Source organism: Streptomyces sp. NPDC002734 (assembly GCF_040295685.1).
GTDB lineage: Bacteria > Actinomycetota > Actinomycetes > Streptomycetales > Streptomycetaceae > Streptomyces.
On sequence record NZ_JBEOVU010000047.1, the window covers coordinates 20,102 to 40,774 of the forward strand.

At 72.0% G+C, this 20,673-nt stretch carries 18 protein-coding genes and 1 riboswitch; of the genes, 4 read left to right on the forward strand and 14 right to left on the reverse strand.

From position 1 onward, the window contains the following. Window positions 1-86: 86 nt before the first annotated feature. Entirely contained in the window at window positions 87-1,112 is a 1,026-nt protein-coding gene (locus ABT026_RS29750) for an EamA family transporter (protein WP_502968077.1), read from the reverse strand. 164 nt (window positions 1,113-1,276) lie between these two features. On the opposite strand from ABT026_RS29750, the gene ABT026_RS29755 reads away from it, so the two are divergent. Next, on the forward strand, window positions 1,277-2,095 hold the full coding sequence (locus ABT026_RS29755) for a PhzF family phenazine biosynthesis protein (RefSeq protein WP_351118292.1): 819 nt from the start codon (window positions 1,277-1,279) through the stop codon (window positions 2,093-2,095). A gap of 9 nt (window positions 2,096-2,104) precedes the next feature. Here the strand turns inward: ABT026_RS29755 and ABT026_RS29760 are convergent, their stop codons facing one another. Together ABT026_RS29760 and ABT026_RS29765 are read right to left on the reverse strand one after the other, a co-directional pair. Beyond that, window positions 2,105-2,845 (reverse strand): CPBP family intramembrane glutamic endopeptidase, encoded by a 741-nt coding sequence (locus ABT026_RS29760; protein ID WP_351118309.1) that lies wholly within the window; start codon window positions 2,843-2,845, stop codon window positions 2,105-2,107. A gap of 239 nt (window positions 2,846-3,084) precedes the next feature. Further along, entirely contained in the window at window positions 3,085-4,599 is a 1,515-nt protein-coding gene (locus ABT026_RS29765; RefSeq protein ID WP_351118293.1) for a glutamate-cysteine ligase family protein, read from the reverse strand. Between the two features lie 584 nt (window positions 4,600-5,183). Here ABT026_RS29765 and ABT026_RS29770 point away from each other — a divergent pair. Next, window positions 5,184-5,777, forward strand: a complete 594-nt coding sequence (locus ABT026_RS29770; RefSeq protein ID WP_351118294.1) for a hypothetical protein — start codon at window positions 5,184-5,186, stop codon at window positions 5,775-5,777. A 303-nt stretch (window positions 5,778-6,080) separates the two neighbouring features. After that, window positions 6,081-6,269: a DUF5999 family protein gene (locus ABT026_RS29775; RefSeq protein WP_351118295.1), complete on the forward strand. Its 189-nt coding sequence runs from the start codon at window positions 6,081-6,083 to the stop codon at window positions 6,267-6,269. Between the two features lie 102 nt (window positions 6,270-6,371). On the opposite strand, the gene gcvP is transcribed toward ABT026_RS29775, so the two are convergent. Next, window positions 6,372-9,257, reverse strand: a complete 2,886-nt coding sequence (gcvP, locus tag ABT026_RS29780; RefSeq protein ID WP_351118296.1) for an aminomethyl-transferring glycine dehydrogenase — start codon at window positions 9,255-9,257, stop codon at window positions 6,372-6,374. A 184-nt stretch (window positions 9,258-9,441) separates the two neighbouring features. Continuing rightward, window positions 9,442-9,537: riboswitch (glycine riboswitch) on the reverse strand. A 127-nt stretch (window positions 9,538-9,664) separates the two neighbouring features. Here gcvP and ABT026_RS29785 point away from each other — a divergent pair. Then, window positions 9,665-10,036, forward strand: coding sequence for a PRC-barrel domain-containing protein (locus ABT026_RS29785; RefSeq protein WP_351118297.1), 372 nt, complete (start codon window positions 9,665-9,667; stop codon window positions 10,034-10,036). Window positions 10,037-10,100: 64 nt separating this feature from the next. On the opposite strand, the gene ABT026_RS29790 is transcribed toward ABT026_RS29785, so the two are convergent. The 10 genes from ABT026_RS29790 to clsA all read right to left on the reverse strand — a co-directional run bounded on the left by ABT026_RS29790 (window position 10,101) and on the right by clsA (window position 20,455). Further along, window positions 10,101-11,654 carry a DNA polymerase IV gene (locus ABT026_RS29790; protein WP_351118298.1) on the reverse strand — a complete coding sequence of 518 codons (1,554 nt, stop codon included), beginning with the start codon at window positions 11,652-11,654 and terminating at the stop codon, window positions 10,101-10,103. 103 nt (window positions 11,655-11,757) lie between these two features. Continuing rightward, window positions 11,758-12,405 (reverse strand): MerR family transcriptional regulator, encoded by a 648-nt coding sequence (locus ABT026_RS29795; RefSeq protein ID WP_351118300.1) that lies wholly within the window; start codon window positions 12,403-12,405, stop codon window positions 11,758-11,760. Window positions 12,406-12,655: 250 nt separating this feature from the next. Beyond that, window positions 12,656-13,129 carry a bifunctional nuclease family protein gene (locus ABT026_RS29800; RefSeq protein WP_151772043.1) on the reverse strand — a complete coding sequence of 158 codons (474 nt, stop codon included), beginning with the start codon at window positions 13,127-13,129 and terminating at the stop codon, window positions 12,656-12,658. A 67-nt stretch (window positions 13,130-13,196) separates the two neighbouring features. Further along, window positions 13,197-13,979, reverse strand: coding sequence for a transcriptional regulator FtsR (gene ftsR, locus ABT026_RS29805; protein ID WP_351118301.1), 783 nt, complete (start codon window positions 13,977-13,979; stop codon window positions 13,197-13,199). 39 nt (window positions 13,980-14,018) lie between these two features. After that, window positions 14,019-14,903, reverse strand: a complete 885-nt coding sequence (locus tag ABT026_RS29810) for a zinc-ribbon and FHA domain-containing protein (protein WP_502968078.1) — start codon at window positions 14,901-14,903, stop codon at window positions 14,019-14,021. An 82-nt stretch (window positions 14,904-14,985) separates the two neighbouring features. Next, the gene (locus ABT026_RS29815) at window positions 14,986-15,861 is read right to left on the reverse strand and encodes a DUF881 domain-containing protein (RefSeq protein ID WP_351118302.1); all 876 of its coding nucleotides are present in this window, start codon (window positions 15,859-15,861) and stop codon (window positions 14,986-14,988) included. A 4-nt stretch (window positions 15,862-15,865) separates the two neighbouring features. Further along, a complete protein-coding gene (locus ABT026_RS29820; RefSeq protein WP_108956887.1) occupies window positions 15,866-16,198 on the reverse strand; it encodes a small basic family protein in 333 nt (110 codons plus the stop codon). Next, window positions 16,195-17,136, reverse strand: a complete 942-nt coding sequence (locus tag ABT026_RS29825) for a DUF881 domain-containing protein (protein ID WP_351118303.1) — start codon at window positions 17,134-17,136, stop codon at window positions 16,195-16,197. The genes ABT026_RS29820 and ABT026_RS29825 overlap by 4 nt, the downstream gene beginning before the upstream one ends. 95 nt (window positions 17,137-17,231) lie before the next feature. Further along, a complete protein-coding gene (locus tag ABT026_RS29830; RefSeq protein WP_351118305.1) occupies window positions 17,232-19,727 on the reverse strand; it encodes a sugar phosphate nucleotidyltransferase in 2,496 nt (831 codons plus the stop codon). Between the two features lie 113 nt (window positions 19,728-19,840). Then, window positions 19,841-20,455, reverse strand: a complete 615-nt coding sequence (gene clsA, locus ABT026_RS29835) for a cardiolipin synthase ClsA (RefSeq protein ID WP_351118306.1) — start codon at window positions 20,453-20,455, stop codon at window positions 19,841-19,843. Window positions 20,456-20,673: the final 218 nt, after the last annotated feature.

A 20,673-nucleotide genomic window follows, 5' to 3' on the forward strand; every position in this document is an offset into this window, starting at 1 on the left:
GGGGCCGCGTTCCTCCACGGCCCGACCCCCGGTCACCGCGGCCGGGCGCAGGGCCGCCGAAGTCATGGAGTCACCGCGGACGGACCTCAGGACCGCCCGGGATCCCCGACCCGCGCCTCGGGTTCGGCGGCGGCGGCGACCGTCCCGGTCCCGCCGGCCACCGGCTCCGCAGTCGGCGTGGCCGGGGCGGACGACTGGGCGATCAGCGCGCCGACCAGCACCAGCACGCCGCCCGCGATCTGCACCGCCCCCAGGTGCTCGCCGAGCAGCAGCCAGGCCGCCGCGGAGGCCACCACGGCCTCGAGGCAGGCGACCACGCCCGCGACCGCCGGCGACAGCCGCCGTACCGAGAGCACGCCGGTGAGGTAGGCGAGCACCGTGGAGACGAGGACGATCCACGCCACCAGCACCCACGCCCGCACCGCGCTGCCGTTCATGTCGACGGTCCCGCTCAGCACCTGCCAGTCCATCGCCCACGGCCGCGCCGGCAGGGTGATCGCCAGGCAGCCCACGAGCAGCCCGAAGGCGATCATGCCGAGCGGGTCGGGCGCCTCGCGCTCCCCGTCGGATCCGTGGTCGGCGAGGACGAAGTAGGCGACCTGGCAGCAGGCCGCCCCGAACGCCAGGAGCAGCCCGAGGGGGTCGAAGCCGAGCCCCGCCCAGATCTCCACCACGCAGGCGAGTCCCGCCACCGCCAGCGCGACGCCCAGCGCGGCCGCGCGGGCGACCTGCCGCCGCTGCACGAACCGCACCCAGCCGAGCACCAGCGCGGGCGCCAGGTACTCCACCAGCATGGCCACGCCGACCGGGACCCGTGAGATCGCCGCGAAGTACGCGGCCTGGACGCCCGCCACCGCGAACATGCCGAAGCCGAGCAGCATCAGTGGCCGTCGCCGCAGCAGTTCCCGGTGCCGCCAGGCCACCGGGAGCAGCACCAGGGCCGCCCCGGTGATCCGCAGCCAGACCACCTCCAGCGGGGCGAGCCCTGCCTCGATCAGCGGTTTCGCCGCCACACCCGATCCGCCGAAGGTCACCGCGGACAGGACGGCGAGAGTGAGTCCCGCGCCCTTCCCGGACCGCACCACACCGATTCCTGAGTCATGCACCGACACATGATGACAGCAGGTGACAGCACCGTCATCCTCGATGGCTGCTGTCTCACGCCTCGGTCGGGGACCCGGCCCGCGTTCCCGTGGCCGACGGCCCGGCGCCACCGGGTCCACCCGCCCGCGATTGGCCTTGTCGCGCCCCGCCGGGGCCCGGTTAACGTCCTGGCATGCGTATCCGACTCGTCGACGCCTTCACCGACCGCCCGTTCGCAGGGAACCCCGCCGGGGTCCTCCTGCTCGACGCCTTCCCCGACGACGCCTGGCTGCAGAACGTCGCGCTGGAGATGAACCAGGCGGAGACCGCCTTCGCCCACCCGCTGCCCGGCGGCGGCGAGGCGGACTGGGCCCTGCGCTGGTTCACCCCGGCCACCGAGGTGAGGATGTGCGGGCACGCCACCCTCGCCACCGCGCACGTCCTGCACACCACCGGCGCCCACCGGGGGCCGGTCCGGTTCGCCACGCTCAGCGGCGTCCTGACCGCGACACCCGCGGAGGACGGCTGGATCACCCTCGACTTCCCGACCGCCCCGCTGACCTCGGCGAAGGCCCCGGCCGAGCTGGCCGAGGCCCTCGGCGCGGAGCCGCTGACGGTCATGGACACCGGCCCGGACGTGGGCGACCTGCTGGTCGAGGTCGCCGACGAAGGCACCCTGCTCGCGCTGAGCCCCGACTTCAAGACGCTGGCCCGCTGTTCGGAGCGCGGCGTCATCGCGACGACCCGCCCCGCGGACCCGTCCGCCGGCCACGACTTCGTCTCGCGGTGCTTCTTCCCCAGGGTCGGCATCGACGAGGACCCGGTGACCGGCAGCGCCCACACCGCTCTGGCCCCGTTCTGGGCTCAGCGCCTGGGCCGCCCGGTCCTCACCGGCCTCCAGGCGTCGGCCCGTTCGGGTCTGGTGCGCACCGAGGTGCGCGGCGACCGGACCCTGCTGACCGGGCGGGCCGTCACCGTCGTCGAGGGCGAACTGCTCGCACCCGCCCCCTGACCGGGCAGGTCAGGCGGTGGGCAGCCAGTCCACCCGCCCGGCGAGCAGCGCGTACCCGACGAACGCGCCGACGTCGAGCAGCGTGTGGGCCGCCACCAGCGGCCCCACCCTGCCCCACCGCCGGTACAGCAGCACGAACACGACGCCCATGACCATGTTGCCGACGAAGCCGCCGATGCCCTGGTACAGGTGGTAACTCCCGCGCAGCACCGAGCTGGCGGCCAGCGCGGCGCCCGGGCTCCAGCCGAGGCCGCGCAGCCGGTGCAGCAGGTAGCCCAGCACGATGACCTCCTCCACCACCGCGTTCTGCGCGGCGGAGAGGATCAGCACGGGGAACTTCCACCAGACGTCCGGCAGCGCCTCGGGCACCACGGTGAGGTTGAAGCCGAGGCCGCGCGCCGCCAGGTAGAAGGCGATGCCGGTGCTGCCGATCACCGCGGCGACGGCGGCTCCGCGCCCGAGGTCCTGCCACGGTCGGGTGCGGTCGAGGCCGAGGGTCCGCAGGCTCCCGCCCTCACGGGTGAGGAAGTGGGCGACCAGCAGCACGGGGACGAGCGCCGAGGCGATGCCGAACAGCTGCCAGGCGAGGTCCAGCCAGGGGCGACCGGGCGCCGCGGACGCGTTGAGGGTGGCCGCCTGGTCCTTGAGCCCGCCGGGCCGGGTCAGCGACCCGACGAAGCTGATGACCGCCGCCACGCCGCTGGCACCGAGGGAGACGGCGAGCACCAGCAACGTCTCGTCCCGCAGCATCCGCCGCGGCACCGCCTCGACCACGATCCCGGGCCCCGTCCCCGTCGTCCCCGTCACCCGCGCCTCCGTCCGCACGCACCACAGGCCCCACAGCTTGCCAGAGCCCCGACGACACGCCGACGCGCCGCCCCCCTGACGCGGCCCGGGGGCGGCGTCAGGGGGGCGGCGCGTGGGTGGCGCGACGGCTGGGCGGCGCGGCCTGTGACCGGCGCGGCGCGGGTGGGCGGCGCGGGTGGGACCTACCCCTCCCCGGGCTCCGGCAGGCCCAGCGGCCAGGTGTGGACCGGCTCTCCCTCCCACTGGAGCTGCGCGTACCGGCGGGTCATCGCGGCCAGCGCCTCCTGCCGCGACATCCCGCGCTCGAGGGCCGTGTGGAAGACCGCCGCCTGCCAGGAGGCGCCGTTCACCCTCCGGCGGCACCGTTCCTCGATCACGCCGAGGTACAGCTCGCGGTCGGCCGGTTCGATCCCCCATGCCTCGAGACCCGCGTGCGCCAGCGGCAGCAGCTCCTCGAGCACCAGGGTGACCGCCTCGACCTGCTGCGTGCCGCCCATGCGGCCCCGCCGCGGCCACTCGAACCGCGCGTCGATCCCGTAGCGGCAGGCCGCCTCGAAGTTGGCCGCCGCCGACTCGAACGGCAGTCGCGTCCACACCGGACGCGACTCCTCGGCGAGGGCGCGCACCAGCCCGTAGTAGAAGGCGGCGTTGGCCACCACGTCGATCACCGTCGGCCCGGCCGGCAGCACCCGGTTCTCCACCCGCAGGTGCGCCGTCCCGTCCGCGACGTCGTACACCGGCCGGTTCCACCGGTACACCGTGCCGTTGTGCAGCACCATCTCGCCGAGCTTGGGCGTGCCCCCGGCGTCGAGCACCTCCATCGGGTCCTCGTCGTCCATGATCGGCAGCAGCGCCGGGAAGTACGTCAGGTTCTCCTCGAACAGGTCGACCGCCGAGGAGACCCACCGTTCGCCGAACCAGGTCCGCGGCCGCACGCCCTGCGCCTGGAGCTCCGGCGGCCGGGTGTCCGTCGACTGCTGGAACAGCGGCGGCCGCGACTCCCGCCACAGCTCCTTGCCGAACAGGAACGGCGAGTTGGCGCCCACCGCGATCTGCGCCGCGGAGATCGCCTGCGCCGCGTTCCACACGTCGGGGAACCGCTCGGGCGTCACCTGCAGATGCAGCTGCACCGAGGTGCAGGCGGCCTCCGGAGTGATGGAACGCGCCGTGGTGGTGAGCTTCTCGACCCCGTCGATCTCGAGCGCGAAGTCCTCCCCGCGCGCGGAGACGATCTGGTCGTTGAGGAGCGTGTAACGATCGACGTCGGAAATGTTGGCGGAGATGAGATCGTCCCGCTCGAGCGTCGGCAGGATGCCGATCATCACGATCCCGGCGTCCACCTCCCCCGCCTTTCGATGGGCATATGCCAATGATGTCCGCAGCTCCTCCGCGAGCTGGTCGAATACCTGCCCGCCGAGCCGGTGCGGTTCGATGTTGACCTCGAGGTTGAACATCGCGAGTTCGGTCTGGAAATCACGGCTGGCGATCCGTTCCAGCACCTCCGCATTCATCATTCGCGGCATGCCGTCGGATCCCGCGAGATTGAGTTCGATCTCCAGACCCATGAGATTCTTGGGCCGGTCGAACTGCCTCTCCTTCAGCAACCGCTCGAGACCCGCCAGGCACCGCTGGAGCTTGTCCCGGTAGCGCTGGCGATCGGACAGGTCGAACGACCCTGCCTCGACCTTCTCCCCCATCGCAGCGTCCTCCTCGGATGGGTGGCCGCCTGTGCGGCCGGTGTCCGTCTGTCTGTCGCCCGGGTCTTCGTCCGGTCCGCAACTGATGATGCCCGCCCTGGCCGATCGATAACGTCCCCATGAGGACCCGCCGACCGTTAGGCTGACCTCCAGCGCCATTCGGCACATTCGCTCGGCATGCGCCGGGCCTTGGTTTCCGGCGTTCCGCGCACCCGGGAAAACGCCGTCGAAAACCGGCCGACCCCGCTTCGGGCGTCGCCCGAGGTCACCCCGTGGAAGCATCCTGGAAATCGGAACATAACGCGACGGATTTCCGGCGCGAACAATACTTGCCGTTCACATGGAAAACAGCTAGCGGAAACACCCCGTGAACACGGGTCGTATAAACTGCGCAAACGAGGCGGAGAAGCACGTGCGCCCACGATCGGGCGCCCCGTCACCGAAGGTGACATCGGGCCGGCCCGGTCCGGGTGATCCGACCGGTCCGGCGCGGCTCTCCGACCCCCTCGAGCTGGCAGCAGACAGCGCCCGCCCCACCCCTCGCCCGCGCGCCACCGTGCCTGTCGAAAGAGAGGCGACCCACCATGCCGCTGCATGTCCCTCCGGCACCGCCCGCCGCCCTGCGCACCGTACTGGCGGCCCTCGGCACCCCCGCCGCCGTCCGTGATCCCCGAACGCCGTCCCTGCGCGGCGCCCAGGGGCCCCTCAACCCCGAACTGCCGTTGCCGGTCCATGTCCTGGACAGAATCACGGCGGACGGGACGCCCGTCGTCCGGCTCGCCGGGTGGCGGTTCCTGATCCGCTCCGGCGACCACGCCGTGGCCGCCGCGGAGACCGTGGAGACGGCCGAGGGCTGGGCCTTCTCCCACTTCTTCGAGGGCCCCTACGTCACGTCCACCGAACGCGCGCTGCGTCAGGCCGAGGAGGCGGGACAGCCGTACCAGCCCCGCCTGCTGTCCGTACCGGGCCTGTACATGTTGACGCTCTGGCTCCACGCGGACCCCGAGGCGGACGCCGCGGCCGGGCTGCCCGACGCCCTGGACCTGCTGATCCCGCTGGCCCCGGCCCCGCCGGGGATCGCCAGCCACCGCCCGCACCGGGTCGCGGAACTGCTGCCGCTGCTCACCCGCCGGGTGGGCCCGGCGGGCCCGCCGCCGGTCCTGCGCCCGGCCGCCTGAGCGTCGTCCACCGCCGCGCGCCGAGCCCCCACGGCCCCCGTGCCGTGGGGGCTCGGCGCGTGCCGGGCCCGAAGTGACCAGACCCGTACCACCCGTTGGAACCACCCGGAAGATCTCCGCACTTGGCACGAACCGGCCGCACGGGTGGTGCGTCCTGAACCGATGAGGGGGCGTACCGCGAAAACCCTGCGGAACGCCCGCCGTGAGCGCGAAACTTGTCCGCACGACGTCATACGGGGGGCGGCCGTGAACAGCCGTGACAGGAAAGCCGAAGCGTCCACCACAGAACGAGAGAACCCGACCATGTGCCAGCACCAGCCGCCGTGCCCGACAGCCGACTCCCCCGACCGGGAATCCGCCCGTCTCGTGGCGCACCACCCCGAGCAGGGCTGGAGCCTGCTGTGCAACGGAGTCGTGCTGTTCGAGGACACCGGGGAGCTCCTGCCGGACGGCCGCGTCATCGCGCCGCACCGGTTCGCCACCGCGGTCTGAGCCCGGCCGGGAAAGCGGGAGGGCCGGTGGCGGCGCCGTAGCACCGCCACCGGCCCTGACCCCGCGCGGCTCGGCGCCGCGCGGGAGGGGACAGCCGGTCCCTCAGTTGTCGTACGCGTCCAGCGGCGGGCAGGAGCAGACCAGGTTCCGGTCACCGAAGGCCTGGTCGATGCGCCGCACCGGCGGCCAGTACTTGTCCGGCATGGAGACGCCGCCCGGGAAGACGGCCGTCTCCCGCTCGTAGGCGTGCGTCCACTCGCCGGCCAGCGTGGCCGCGGTGTGCGGCGCGTTGCGCAGCGGGTTGTCCTCGGCCGGCCACTCGCCGGCGCCGACCTTCTCGATCTCCGCGCGGATGGCGATCATCGCTTCGACGAAGCGGTCGAGCTCGGCGAGGTCCTCGGACTCGGTCGGCTCGATCATCAGCGTGCCGGCGACCGGGAACGACATCGTCGGGGCGTGGAAGCCGTAGTCGATGAGCCGCTTCGCCACGTCGTCGACCGTGACGCCGGTGGCCTTGGTCAGCGGGCGCAGGTCGATGATGCACTCGTGCGCCACCAGGCCGCCGGGGCCGGTGTAGAGCACCGGGTAGTGCGGCTCGAGCCGCTTGGCGACGTAGTTGGCCGCGAGGACCGCGACCTGGGTGGCGCGCTTGAGGCCCTCGCCGCCCATCAGGCGCACGTACGCCCAGGAGATGGGCAGGATGCCCGCGGAGCCGAACGGCGCCGCCGAGATCGGGCCGACGCCCGTCTCCGGACCGGCGGCCGGCTGGAGCGGGTGGTTCGGCAGGTACGGGGCGAGGTGCGCGCGCACGCCCACCGGGCCGACGCCGGGGCCGCCGCCGCCGTGCGGGATGCAGAAGGTCTTGTGCAGGTTGAGGTGCGAGACGTCGCCGCCGAAGTGACCGGGCTTGGCGAGCCCGACCAGCGCGTTGAGGTTGGCCCCGTCGACGTACACCTGGCCGCCGGCCTCGTGGACCTGGGCGCAGATGTCGGCCACGTGCTCCTCGAAGACGCCGTGCGTCGAGGGGTAGGTGATCATCAGCACCGACAGCTGGTCGCGATGCTTCTCGATCTTGGCCCGCAGGTCGTCGACGTCGATCTCGCCGTCGTCGGCGGTCTTCACCACGACGACCTTCATGCCCGCCATCACGGCGCTGGCGGCGTTGGTGCCGTGCGCGGAGGACGGGATCAGGCAGACGGTGCGGTCCAGGTCGCCGTTGGCCCGGTGGTAGCCGCGGACCGCGAGCAGACCGGCCAGCTCGCCCTGGGAGCCGGCGTTGGGCTGCAGGGAGACCTTGTCGTAGCCGGTGACCTCGGCGAGGCGCTCCTCCAGCTCGCGGATGAGCGACAGATAGCCCTCGGCCTGCTCGGCCGGGGCGAAGGGGTGCAGCGCGCCGAACTCGGGCCAGGTGACCGGCTCCATCTCGGTGGTGGCGTTGAGCTTCATGGTGCAGGAGCCCAGCGGGATCATGCCGCGGTCGAGCGCGTAGTCGCGGTCGGAGAGCCGGCGCAGGTAGCGCAGCATCGCCGTCTCGGAGCGGTGCTGGTGGAACACCGGGTGGGTGAGGTAGACGTCCGTGCGCAGCAGGTCCTCGGACAGGCCGTCGGCGGCCGTCCCGTCCAGCGCCTCGACGTCGCCCTCGACGCCGAAGGCGGCCCAGACGGCCTCCAGCTCGGCGCGGCCGGTGGTCTCGTCGCAGGCGGCGGAGAGGTGGTCGGCGTCGACCAGGCGGAGGTTGACGCCCCGCTCGCGGGCGGCGTCGACGATCTCGGCGGCCCGGCCCTCGACCCGCGCGGTGACGGTGTCGAACCATGCCTCGTTGACGATCTCCACCCCGCCGGCCTTCAGACCGGCGGCGAGGATGTCGGCGTACCGGTGGGTGCGCTCGGCGATGCCCTTGAGGCCGTCCGGGCCGTGGTAGACGGCGTACATGCCGGCCATCACGGCGAGCAGGACCTGCGCGGTGCAGATGTTGCTGGTGGCCTTCTCGCGGCGGATGTGCTGCTCGCGGGTCTGCAGCGCCAGCCGGTAGGCCTTGTTGCCGTCGGCGTCCTGCGAGACGCCGACGAGGCGGCCGGGCAGGTTGCGGGCGAACTGCTCACGGACGGCCATGTAGCCGGCGTGCGGGCCGCCGAAGCCCATCGGGACGCCGAAGCGCTGGGTGGTGCCGACGGCGATGTCCGCGCCGAGCTCGCCCGGCGAGGTCAGCAGGGTCAGCGCCAGCAGATCGGCGGCGACGGTGACGACGGCGCCGAGCTCGTGGGCCTGGTCGATCAGCGGCTTGATGTCGCGGACCGCGCCGGAGGCGCCGGGGTACTGGATCAGCACGCCGTTGATCTCGCGGCCGGCGACCTCGGCGGGGATGCCCTGGGAGAGGTCGGCGACGACGACCTCGACCCCGGTCGGCTCGGCGCGGGTCTCGATCACGGCCACGGTCTGCGGCAGCGCGTCGGCGTCGACCAGGAACAGGCCGTTCTTCTTCTTGCCGACCCGGCGCGACAGGGCCATGGCCTCGGCGGCCGCGGTGCCCTCGTCGAGCAGCGAGGCGCCGGAGGTGGGCAGACCAGTCAGGTCGGCGACCATGGTCTGGAAGTTGAGCAGCGCCTCGAGCCGCCCCTGGGAGATCTCCGGCTGATAGGGCGTGTACGCCGTGTACCAGGCCGGGTTCTCCATCACGTTGCGCAGGATCACCGGCGGGGTGAAGGTGCCGTGGTAGCCCAGGCCGATCATCGGGGCGAGGACCTGGTTGCGGTCGGCGAGCTCCCGCAGTTCGGCCAGCACCTCGGCCTCGGTGCGCGCGCCCGGCAGGTCGAGATCGTCGGCGTTCTTGATCACGTCGGGCACCGCGGCGGCGGTCAGCTCGTCGAGCGAGCCGTAGCCGACCTGCGCCAGCATCTTGGCGCGGGAGCCCTCGTCGGGGCCGATGTGACGCTGCTCGAAGGGGATGCCCTGCTCGAGGTGGGAGAGCGGGGTGCGAGGGGCAGTCATGGGCGGAGGCCTCCTGGTCTTGCGCGACCTTCGGGGGGCACCACGGCTGTGGGGTGCCCGACGGCCTCCCCCTCTGTCATCACGACCTGAGAGCTTCACCGGCCGCCCGAGGCGCCCGGCTTTCACCGTCGGTGAGAGCGGCGGACATCCGGAGGACCGGCACCGCTCTGCTTTCCAGAGTGACCTCGTCCGCGCGGTACGTGTGCCTGAGAGATTCCGGGGAGGATTTGCTCCTTCGGCGCCTCCGAAGACTCTCGGAGGACTCTCCCGCGCGGGGTCAGCAGCCACTGCCCAGCCTACCAGCGAGGCCGTGGAGTGGACTTTCGAGTGGCCGCCGCCCGGAAAGTGCACTTTGGTGGTCCCGACGGCTGTGCTGCGTCAGTGTGCTGCGACCAGAAGGAGGGAACGTGCGGACAGACATCGATCCCCGGAGCCTGATAGGCCGCAAGGCGTTCGACTGCGACGGCAACCGCATCGGCACGGTCGACGAGGTGTACCTCGACGACGCCACCGGTTCCCCCGAATGGGCGGCGGTGCGGACCGGGCTCTTCGGCCGCGACGTCTTCGTCCCGCTGGAGACGAGCGAACTGGTCGAGGGCGCGCTGCGCGTCCCCTACGGCCGCGCCCACATCAAGGACGCCCCCGGTTACGGGGTGGGCCGCCATCTCTCCCCCGAGCAGGAACTCTCCCTCTACCGCCACTACGGCTTCGACGTCGAGCCTCCCGCGGCGATCCCCGACCGCGACTTCGGCCACCTGCCCGACCAGGAGGACGCCTGATCCCCGTCGCCTCCCGGCAGGGCCGGGCCGGCGGGCCGCCGTCTCAGCCGGACGCCCCGTCGTCTCAGCCGGACGCTCCGTCGTCCTTGCCGCCACCGGCGGCCGCCGGGACCGGCTGCTCCGGGCTCGCCCCGGCCCCGGACGACGCGGCAGCGTCCTGAGCGCCGGCAGTCGCCGCGGGCTCCGCCTCGACCAGGGGCAACGGGTCGGCGGGCTCCAGCTCGGGGTCGTCGACAGCGAAGGTCCGTACCCTCCCGGGCGCCGGCGACGTGGGCGTCTCGAAGCGCACCGTGACGCGTCCCAGCCCGCTGCCCTGGACCCAGCCGTGTCCGTGCACCGCGTGCCGTACGTCGTGCCCGGCGGTCCACCGCGGCGCCGGCCGCTCGACCGACGGCTCCCGCCCGGGCGGCGACCGGTACGCCGCGTCGTCCGCGACGGCGGAACCGCCGGCCTTCCGCTGCCCTCCGGCGCCCTCCCCCGCGTGTGCCTCACGGGCAGCGGAGGCGGCCTGAGCGGCCTCGGCTGCCTGAGCGGCCTGGGCGGCTTGCGCGGCTTGGGCGAAGAGGTCCTCCTGCGTGAAGTCCGCGAGGCCCGAGACGCCGACCCCCAGCAGGCGCACCCCGCCGGTCGTGTCGACCCCCTCCAGCAGCCGCGCCGCCGCCTCCTGGACCACCGCGGCGTCGTCCGTCGGGCCGCGCAGGGTCTCCGAGCGGGTCAGCGTGGAGAAGTCGTAGCGCCGCACCTTCAGCTGGATGGTGCGCCCCGCGTGGCCGCCGTCGCGCAGCCTGCGCACGCAGCGGTCGGCGAGCCGCTGGACCTCCACCTGGATCCGCACCCGGTCGTGGATGTCCACGTCGTAGGTGTCCTCCACGGACACCGACTTGGTCTCCCGCTCGGCCACCACCGGCCGGGTGTCGAGGGCCAGCGCCATGGCGTACAGGCCCTGTCCGTGGGCCTTGCCCACCAGCCGCACCAGCTCGTCCTCACCGGCCTCGGCGAGCTCCCCCACGGTGGTGATGCCCGCGCGGCGCAGGTGGTCGCCGGTGGCGGGCCCCACGCCGGGCAGGGTCCGCACCGGCATCGGCGCCAGCAGCTCCCGCTCCGTCCCCGGTTCGATCAGCACCAGGCCGTCCGGCTTGGCCTCCTCGGAGGCGATCTTCGCCAGCATCTTCGACGCGGCGAGCCCCACCGATCCGGTGAGTCCGGTGACCTTGCGGATGTCCTCGCGCAGCCGCTCGCCCGCCCGCAGGGCGGACGCGGAGTCGTGGGCGACGCCGCCGGCCTCGAGGTCGACGAACGCCTCGTCGAGGCTGAGCGGCTCGACGAGCGGCGACAGGGCGCGAAGCAGCGCCATCACCTGGTCGCTGACCGAGCGGTACAGGGAGAAGCGCGGCGACAGGTACGCGGCGTTGGGCGCCAGCCTGCGCGCCTGGGCGGTGGGCATCGCGGAGCGCACCCCGAAGACGCGTGCCTCGTAGGAGGCGGTGGCCACCACGCCGCGCGGCCCCAGCCCGCCGACCACCACCGCCTTGCCGCGCAGGCTCGGCTTGGACGCCTGCTCCGCGGCGGCGAAGAAGGCGTCCATGTCGAGATGGAGAATCGTCGGCGCGGACCTCACACCTCCGATGGTGCCGCACACCACCGACAGTGCGGCCCACCGGCCGTGCGCGGCGAGGCTCCGACGGAGGCGGGCCGGGGCTTGGAGCGGCGGGCGTGCGGGGTCAGACCGCCCGGTTGCCGCGCCTGCGCGCCAGCTCGTCGGCCGGGTTGTGACCGATCAACGTCTCCCCGGTGTCCACACGCTCGCCGTGCAGCTGCGAAAGCGCCTTCTCGACGTCCCGCCACACGACTCCGACCGCGATGCCGAAGATCCCCTGGCCGCCCTGGAGCAGCGCGTGCACCTCGTCCGGCGAGGTGCACTCGTAGACCGTGGCCCCGTCGCACATCAGCGTCATCCCCTCCAGGTCCCGGAACCCCTGCTCGCGCAGGTGCTGGACCGTGGTGCGGATGTTCTGCAGCGACACCCCGGTGTCGAGGAACCGCTTGACGATCTTCAGGACGACGACGTCCCGGAAGCTGTAGAGCCGCTGCGTCCCCGACCCGTGGGCCGGGCGCACGCTGGGCTCGACGAGCCCGGTGCGCGCCCAGTAGTCCAGCTGGCGGTAGGTGATCCCCGCGGCGGCGCAGGCCGTGGGCCCGCGGTATCCGACCTGCTCGGCCGTCGTCTGTGCCCCGTCCCGGCCGCCCGTCCCGGCCGCCGAGCGCTGCGGCGCGTAACCGGCCGCGTTGCCGTGGGGCCGATACGGACCGCTGCCGCCCGGGACACGTCCCGGGGAGCCGTCGGCCGTACCGTCGCCGCTGATTCTCACGCCGACCTCCGTCCTAGACCTGCCATCCAGACGGTAGGCAGTCGTCAGGGGTGCGTCAACGATCGCCACACTCGCCACGCCGAGTGATAATCACCCTGCGAGTGGTTTTCCGTGCCCCGTCTCGGGGAAAGGCTAGCCGAATGCGCTCCGCGCGGGCCGCAGGACGGCGGCACGCGTCCCGGGCAATTGCCGACGCGCCGGCCGCGAACGGCCGGCGCGTCCTGGGACTGCCTCTGATCGTGTGGTTCTGTCACTGGTTGCTGGTGCCGAAGTCCTCGGGAGAGATCTGGTCGAGGAACTCGCGGAACTTCTCCACCTCGTCCTCCTGCTCGTCCGGGATCGCGATGCCCGCGTCGTCGAGCACGCCGTCACTGCCGTAGATCGGCGTGCCGGTGCGCAGGGCGAGCGCTATGGCGTCGGACGGACGGGCGCTGACCTCCACGCCGCTGGCGAAGACCAGCTCGGCGAAGAAGACTCCCTCACGAAGGTCGGTGATCCGCACCTCGCTGAGCTCCTGGCCCACCGCCTCCAGCACGTCCTTGAACAGGTCGTGCGTGAGCGGCCGCGCGGGCACCATGCCCTGCTGGGCGAAGGCGATCGCCGTCGCCTCCCCGGGGCCGATCCAAATGGGAAGGTAGCGGTCGCCTCCCACTTCGCGCAGGAGCACGATCGGCTGGTTGGAGGGCATTTCGACCCGGACACCTACGACATCGAGCTCGTTCACACAGCAACCCTAGGCCGTGCCCGCACGGTTTGGGTAGTCGAGCAGGGCATGGGTGGATTTCCGGCCCTCACGACAGGCTCACGCCGAGCGCGGTCTGCAGCAGCGCGGAGTGCAGGCGGGTGGCCAGCCCGGCCAGCTCCCGCGTCCTGACCCGCGCGTCCTGCCGGGTGTCGGGGTTGGGGTGGCGCCGCAGCGGGGCGACGACCTGGTCCACCAGGCCCGCGTCGCGGTCGGCGGCGGTCTTCATGGCCCGCAGGTGGCGCGGCTCGATCCCGAACCGGGCCATCTCGGCGAGCAGCGTGGCGACGGTGACCGACGCCGCGTCGTAGCCGCCCTCCGGCAGCGGCGCGATCAGTCCGTAGGCCTCCCAGGCCTCCAGCTGCTCCTCGCCGGTGCCGGCGGCCGCGAGGAGTTCGTCGCGGCCGATCCGCACCGCCGTGGCGGCCTCCGGCTCCTGGTCGGCCCCGGGCGCCTCGCCGAGGTACTCCTCCGGCTCGCCCGCCCCGCCGAGGGCGGGGACGGCCGCGTCGTCGTCCGCCCCGTCGTCCGGGACCCGCACGCCCTCGAGCACGTCGAGACGCTCACGGATGACCTTCAGGGGCAGATAGCCGTCCCGCTGCATCCGCAGCACCCGGGCCAGCCGCTCGACGTCCCCCGCACTGAACTTCCGGTATCCCGACGGGGTGCGCCGGGGCTCGACCAGCCCTTCCGACTCCAGGAACCGGATCTTGGAGACGGTGACTTCGGGGAACTCGTCGCGCAGCAGACTGAGCACCGTGCCGATACTCATCAGCCGGCTGTCCGCGGTGGCGGCGCCGGTTCCGGCGCCGCCACTGGGTGGTTCAAGCATGGACCTTCCCTGGAGTTGCCTCCGGACTGGTCCGGAGGGTCAGACGCTCCGCTGGCTCGCGTAGAAGACCAGGCGGTACTTGCCGATCTGGACCTCGTCACCGTTGGCCAGGGCGACCTCGTCGATGCGCTCCCGGTTCACGTACGTGCCGTTGAGGCTGCCCACGTCGGCCACCGTGAAGTGACCCTCGGGGCCGCGGCGGAACTCCACGTGGCTGCGGGAGACCGTCACGTCGTCCAGGAAGATGTCGCTCTGCGGATGACGACCCGCCGTCGTCAGGTCGGCGTCCAGCAGGAAACGGCTGCCGGAGTTGGGGCCGCGCCGTACCACCAGGAGGGCCGATCCGGCAGGCAGCGCCTCGACCGCGGCCTGAGCCTCGGGCGACAGCGCCGGGACCTGCGTCTGACCGGTGGCCTCCGGGTCGTACGACTCGATGCCGGAGATGGAGATCGTCGACGTCGTCTCGGAGGGACGCTCCGGGACGCCTGCCCGCAGCGGCGCTCCGCAGTGCGAGCAGAAGCGGCTGTTCTCCGGATTGCGGTTGCCGCACCGCGTGCACACCAGCGCCGACATGGACGGATCCCTCTGCTGCGGCTGCCCCGCCGCTGAGCCCGACGGGTCCCCGAAACCTATGCGGGCCGCCTGGGCAGGGTCAACGGCCGACGCGCCGTGACCACCGGAATTGCCACCCTCCGGACCAGCGACCTGGTCACGGTAGAGCGGCCGGTTCCCCGCGTCGGAACCTTCGCGATGGCGGGCCGTCTCGCTGCCGCCCTCTCGCGCACTCTTGCCGAACAACTTCGCAAACAAATTCACGGGCGATTCCCCTTGACCGAAACAGACCCGCCCGTGGGGCAGGACGAACCCTGACTGCACCGACCGGCCGACCCGGACATCTTCACAACGTCCGTCTCCGCCATACAGTTTCCACCACACACCACTTCTTCGGCGCGCCGACCCCCCGCGACCCGACGTCCCGTCGGAACGGCGTACCCGTAGGCCCGCCTCACCGGGCCGACGACCGAGCGTAGTCAGGCCGCTTCGCCGCTCGCAAGGCGTCCACGACGATCTTCGTCCGGCGCTCCACGACGACGGTGGCCTGCTCCTTCTCCAGAGTCTGCACCACCCCTCCGGGGATGTTCAGCGCGGGCTCCAGATCCTGCGGTTTCCCGATGACCTTGAAACGATACGGAGCGGAGATCTTCTTTCCGTCCACCGACACTCCGGCGCCCGTGTCCGGGCGGGCCGTCAGGTAGGTGCTCGCGACCACGCGCACGCCGTTGAGCTCGATGGCCTCCGCTCCGGCGGCCCGCAGCTCCTGGACGGCGTCCAGCAGCTTGTCGGGGCCCACCGCCTTGCGCGGGTCCTCGACCGTGACCTCGATGCCGGGACCCTCGGCGGGGACCGTGCCGGCCAGCACGCCGAGCTGCCGCTCCTTGGCGAGCGTCTGGCGACGGGCCTCCTCGGCCTGGTCGGAACTGTTCTCCAGCTCCGACCGCTGGTCCTCGAGGGTCTTCTGCTCCTCCTCGAGCCGCGCCGTGCGGTCGTCCAGCTCGTCGAGGATGCGGACCAGGTCCTCCTGCCGGGCGCCACGCAGCGCGGTGTCCCCCGCGCTGTGCGAGGCCACCTGGACGGCCAGTCCGAAGCCCAGACCGAACAGCAGCAGCGCCACGATCAGCTGGGCCCTGCTCGCCCTGGGCGGCCAGACGCTCTGTACGAGCCTCTGACGGCCTGTCACGGTCGGCGGAGCCTCTTGTTCCGGCGCCCGCGGCTCAGGGGCCGTGGCGGGCCTCTCCTCGGGCAGCTCCTTGCGCAACCGGTGCTCCGGCGCCTCTCCGTTCCCGCGGGGCCCCACGGGCCCCTCGCGATGCTCCTCGCTCATCGCCTCACGCCCTGAACACGTGCCGGCGGATGGCCGCGGCGTTGGAGAAGATGCGGATGCCGAGGACGACCACCACACCGGTGGACAGCTGGGCGCCCACGCCCAGCTCGTCGCCGAGGAAGACGATCAGCGCCGCGACGACCACGTTGGACAGGAACGACACGACGAAGACCTTGTCGTCGAAGATGCCGTCCAGCATGGCCCGCAGTCCGCCGAACACGGCGTCCAGCGCCGCCACCACGGCGATGGGGAGATACGGCTCCACGGCGACCGGGACCTCGGGCCGGACCAACAGGCCCACCACGACTCCCACGACGAGGCCCAGTACGGCGATCACGATGTGCCCTTCCCGCTGTTCGGCTCTTCGGCCTCTGCTGGTTCCGATGGCTGCGCCGGCTTCGCCTCGCGCAGTATGACGCTGGGGGCCGCGGGCAGCTTCAGGTCCTTCTCGACCGAGATGGCGGTGCGGATCCCGTAGTTCTCCTGCAGCGCGTACAGGTAGAGGCCGTCCGCGCTGTCCTGGAACCGGGTGCTCAGCGGCTTCCCGTCCCCCACCGCCAGCACCGTGTACGGCGGCGCCAGCGGCTTGTTGTCGACCAGTATCGCGTCGCCCGCCGCCCGGATGGCGGACAGCGCGGTGAGACGCTGCCCGTTGACGGAGATCGCCTCGGCGCCCGACTCCCACAGTCCGTTCACGACCCGCTGCAGGTCCCGGTCACGTACCCGGCCGGTGTCCGAGAAGCCGCTGGAGCCGCGGGGCTCCGCGTCGGCCCCTGTGCCGGAGTCCTCCGCGTCGTCGACGACCAGCTTGACGCCCGGCCCGTGCACGGGGACGGCCCCGGACAGGATCTGGACGGTCTCCAGCCGGCCACCGCCGCCGCCGTGCTCCCGCAACGCCTCGCGCTGCCGGTCGCCCACCTCGGCCCGGAGCCGGTCGACGCTGCTCTGCAGTTCGTCGGCCCGCTCGGTCTGGCGCCCGATCCGGTCGATCAGTTCCTCGCGCTCCCGGGCGACCACCGGCGCGTCCTCCCGGGCCTGCGCCGCTCCCAGCGTGACCACCAGACCGGCCAGCACGAGCCCGGCCGCCAGCCCCAGCTTCGCCTTGAGCGTCTTCGGCAGCCCGCCGCCCTCCCCGCGCTTGCGCGCGGCCGCCTCGGCATAGCCGTCGTCGAGGCTGTGGTCCATGACGTTGGTGAGCAGCGACATGGAGGCGTCCGGACGCGGAGGGCGAACGGAAGTGCTCCGAACGGGGGGCTGCTGCGGCATGCCGCACATCGTCGCATGCCGCGCCCGTGTACCACGAACGGCCCCACCGGCGTGCCGGGCGGCCCCGCCACGGGGGCCGCCCGGCACGCGTGGAAAGACCCGGCTCAGTTCCCGGCGCCCTCCACGACGGTGCTCCACTCGTCCAGGAGCGCCTGCGCGGACGCGTCGTCGGGGCCCTCCGCCCACAGGTGGGTGACCGCCTCGGCCGGGTCGGGCAGGACCAGCACCCAGCGCCCGTCGGCCTCCACGACCCGCACGCCGTCGGTGGTGTCGACGAACCGGTCTCCGGCCGCCTCGACCACCCGGCGCATCACCAGGCCCTTGACCGCCCACGGCGTGGCCAGGTCCCGCTTGAGCACGTGCGCCCGCGGGATCCGCGCATCGATCTGGCTCAGGGTGAGCTGTGTGCGCGCGACCAGCCCGATGAGCCGCACGAAGGCGGCGGTGCCGTCGAAGACACCGCTGAACTCGGGGACGATGAAGCCGCCCCGGCCGTCGCCGCCGAAGATGGTCGTCTCCTCGCGGCCGACCCGGGTCAGGTCGTCGGGCGAGGTGGTCGTCCACTCGACCTGCGTGCCGTGGTAGGCGGCCACCTGCTCGGCGATGCGGGTGGTGGTCACCGGCAGCGCCACCCGGCCGCTGCGGCGCTCGGCCGCGACCAGGTCCAGCATCACCAGCAGCGCCCGGTCGTCCTCGACGATGCGGCCCTGTTCGTCGACGAGCGACAGCCGCTCGCCGACCGGGTCGAAGCGCACGCCGAAGGCCGCCCCGGAGGAGGCGACGATCTCGCCGAGCCGCTTGAGCCCGGCCCGCCGCATCTCCAGCGTCTCGGTGGGCCGCGCCTCGTCCAGACCAGGGTTGATCGTCAGGGAGTCGACCCCGAGCTTGCCGAGCAGGCTGGGCAGCACCAGTCCGGCGCTGCCGTTGGAGGCGTCCACCACGACCTTCAGCCCCGCGTCGGCGATGCCGCTGGTGTCGACGTTGCGCAGCAGCGACCCGGTGTAGGAGTCGAAGGTGCTGGACGGGAAGTGCAGGTCGCCGATCTCGCCGGGGAAGGCCCGCCGGTACTCCTGCCGCGCGAAGACGCGGTCCAGCTTCCGCTGCCCGGCCTGCGAGAGGTCTGCGCCCTGGCTGTCGAAGAACATGATGTCCACGGAGTCCGGGACCCCGGGAGTCGTCCGGATCATGATGCCGCCGGCGCTGCCCCGGGCGGTCTGCTGCCGGGCGACGGGCAGCGGCACGTTCTCCAGGTCGCGGACGTCGATGGCGCTGGCCTGCAGCGCCGAGATCACCGCCCGCTTGAGCGCGCGGGCACCTCGCGAGTGGTCTCGCGCGGTGGTGACGGTGGCGCCCTTCTTCAGGGTCGTGGCGTACGCGCCCGCCAGCCGCACCGCGAGCTCGGGGGTGATCTCCACGTTCAGGATGCCGGAGACGCCACGCGCGCCGAAGAGGTGCGCCTGGCCTCTGGACTCCCAGATCACCGAGGTGTTGACGAAGGCGCCGGCCTCGATGGTCTTGAACGGGTAGACCCGCACGTTGCCCTGGACGATCGATTCTTCACCGATCAGGCACTCGTCGCCGATCACCGCCCCGTCCTCGATCCGGGCGGCCCGCATGATGTCGGTGTTCTTGCCGACCACACAGCCCCTGAGGTTGCTGTGCGGCCCGACGTACACGTTGTCGTGGACGACGGCCTTGTGCAGGAAGGCCCCGCTCTTCACGACCACGTTGGAACCGACGACGGTGTGCTCGCGCAGCTCCGCGCCGGCCTCGACCTTGGCGTAGTCGCCGATGTAGACCGGCCCGCGCAGGACGGCGTCCGGGTGCACCTCGGCGCCCTCGGCCACCCACACGCCCGGCGAGATCTCGAAGCCGTCGATGTCGACGTCGACCTTGCCCTCGAGCACGTCGGCCTGGGCCTTCACGTAGCTCTCGTGCGTGCCGACGTCCTCCCAGTAGCCCTCGGCGACGAAGCCGTAGATCGGCTTGCCCTCCTTCATGAGCTGCGGGAAGACGTCACCCGACCAGTCCACCGGCACATCGGGCTGGACGTAGTCGAAGACCTCGGGCTCCATCACGTAGATGCCCGTGTTGACCGTGTCGGAGAAGACCTGGCCCCAGGTCGGCTTCTCGAGGAAGCGCTCGACCTTGCCCTCGTCGTCCACGATGGTGATGCCGAACTCCAGCGGGTTCGGCACACGCGTCAGGCAGACGGTGACGAGGGCGCCCTTCTCCTTGTGGAAGTTGATCAGCTCGGTCAGATCGAAATCGGTCAGAGCGTCACCGGAGATCACCAGGAAGGCATCGTCCTTGAGTGCCTCTTCGGCGTTCTTGACGCTTCCCGCGGTGCCGAGCGGCTTTTCCTCGTTGGCATAGGTGAGCTCCATACCGAGCTCTTCGCCGTCACCGAAGTAGTTCTTGACCAAGGAGGCCAGGAACTGGACGGTGACCACGGTTTCGTTGAGCCCATGCCTTTTCAGCAGCCGCAGAACGTGCTCCATGATCGGCCGGTTGACCACCGGCAGGAGCGGTTTGGGCATGCTCGAGGTCATGGGGCGAAGGCGGGTGCCCTCGCCTCCGGCCATCACGACGGCCTTCATGTCGGAAGCGTCCTCCTCTGACAGACGACGGGTTGACCGACATCCTCCGCCCGAAGGGTCGCGCCAGTTCTGGACACGGGCCGTCGGACCCCGAAGGGCCACTCATCGGCGAGTCAGTCGGTAGTGGCCATGGTGTCCGCGCGAACAAGGCGTCGGACCTGCACCACGTAGAGGACTCCTGCCCACCAATAGAGGGTTGTACCCCACCCCGCGAAGGCCCAACCGAAAACAGCCGCCAGGGAGGCCAGCCATCCGCTTCCGTCGCTCAGCAGAAGGAGCGGGAAGGCGTACATCAGATTGAACGTCGCGGCCTTCCCGAGGAAGTTCACCTGCGGCGGCGGATATCCGTGCCGGCGCAGGACGGCGACCATCACCAGGAGCACGGCTTCACGTGCCAGCAGGACCAGCGTGAGCCACAACGGCAGGATGTCCCGCCAGGTGAGGCCGAGAAGGGTGGAGAGGATGTACAGCCGGTCGGCCGCGGGGTCGAGCAGCCGGCCGAGGCTGCTGATCTGGTTCCAGCGCCGCGCGAGCTTGCCGTCGAGATAGTCGGTGACACCGCTCAGCGCCAGCACGAGCAGCGCCCAGCCGTCGCTCTTCGGGCCGCCGAACTCGGGCCGCAGAATGAGCCACAGGAACAACGGCACGCCGAGAAGTCTCGCCATGCTGAGGATGTTGGGGATGGTGAGCACCCGATCCGTCTGGACGCGGGTCTCCTGGACCTCCACCCGGGGGCCTCCTGTGGTGATACGTGTCAACGATGCGATCGAACCTTACCGCCAGGCGCGCCGTCCGGATGCGGAGGGGTGCCCTGACGTGCGAGGAAAGGGGCATAACGGGGCCGAAACGGCCCGGAAATGCGGAAAGCCCCCGCACAAGGTGCGGGGGCTTTCCCAATATTTGTTCGGCGGCGTCCTACTCTCCCACAGGGTCCCCCCTGCAGTAC

Excerpts from the sequence above, each read along its gene's own strand:
- ABT026_RS29815 (WP_351118302.1), bottom strand. The coding sequence starts at position 15,861 with ATGAGCGAGGAGCATCGCGAGGGGCCCGTGGGGCCCCGCGGGAACGGA.
- ABT026_RS29760 (WP_351118309.1), bottom strand. The coding sequence starts at position 2,845 with ATGCTGCGGGACGAGACGTTGCTGGTGCTCGCCGTCTCCCTCGGTGCC.
- ABT026_RS29770 (WP_351118294.1), top strand. The coding sequence starts at position 5,184 with ATGCCGCTGCATGTCCCTCCGGCACCGCCCGCCGCCCTGCGCACCGTA.
- ABT026_RS29825 (WP_351118303.1), bottom strand. The coding sequence starts at position 17,136 with ATGTGCGGCATGCCGCAGCAGCCCCCCGTTCGGAGCACTTCCGTTCGC.
- ABT026_RS29830 (WP_351118305.1), bottom strand. The coding sequence starts at position 19,727 with ATGAAGGCCGTCGTGATGGCCGGAGGCGAGGGCACCCGCCTTCGCCCC.
- ABT026_RS29765 (WP_351118293.1), bottom strand. The coding sequence starts at position 4,599 with ATGGGGGAGAAGGTCGAGGCAGGGTCGTTCGACCTGTCCGATCGCCAG.
- ABT026_RS29755 (WP_351118292.1), top strand. The coding sequence starts at position 1,277 with ATGCGTATCCGACTCGTCGACGCCTTCACCGACCGCCCGTTCGCAGGG.
- ftsR (WP_351118301.1), bottom strand. The coding sequence starts at position 13,979 with ATGCTTGAACCACCCAGTGGCGGCGCCGGAACCGGCGCCGCCACCGCG.
- gcvP (WP_351118296.1), bottom strand. The coding sequence starts at position 9,257 with ATGACTGCCCCTCGCACCCCGCTCTCCCACCTCGAGCAGGGCATCCCC.
- ABT026_RS29775 (WP_351118295.1), top strand. The coding sequence starts at position 6,081 with ATGTGCCAGCACCAGCCGCCGTGCCCGACAGCCGACTCCCCCGACCGG.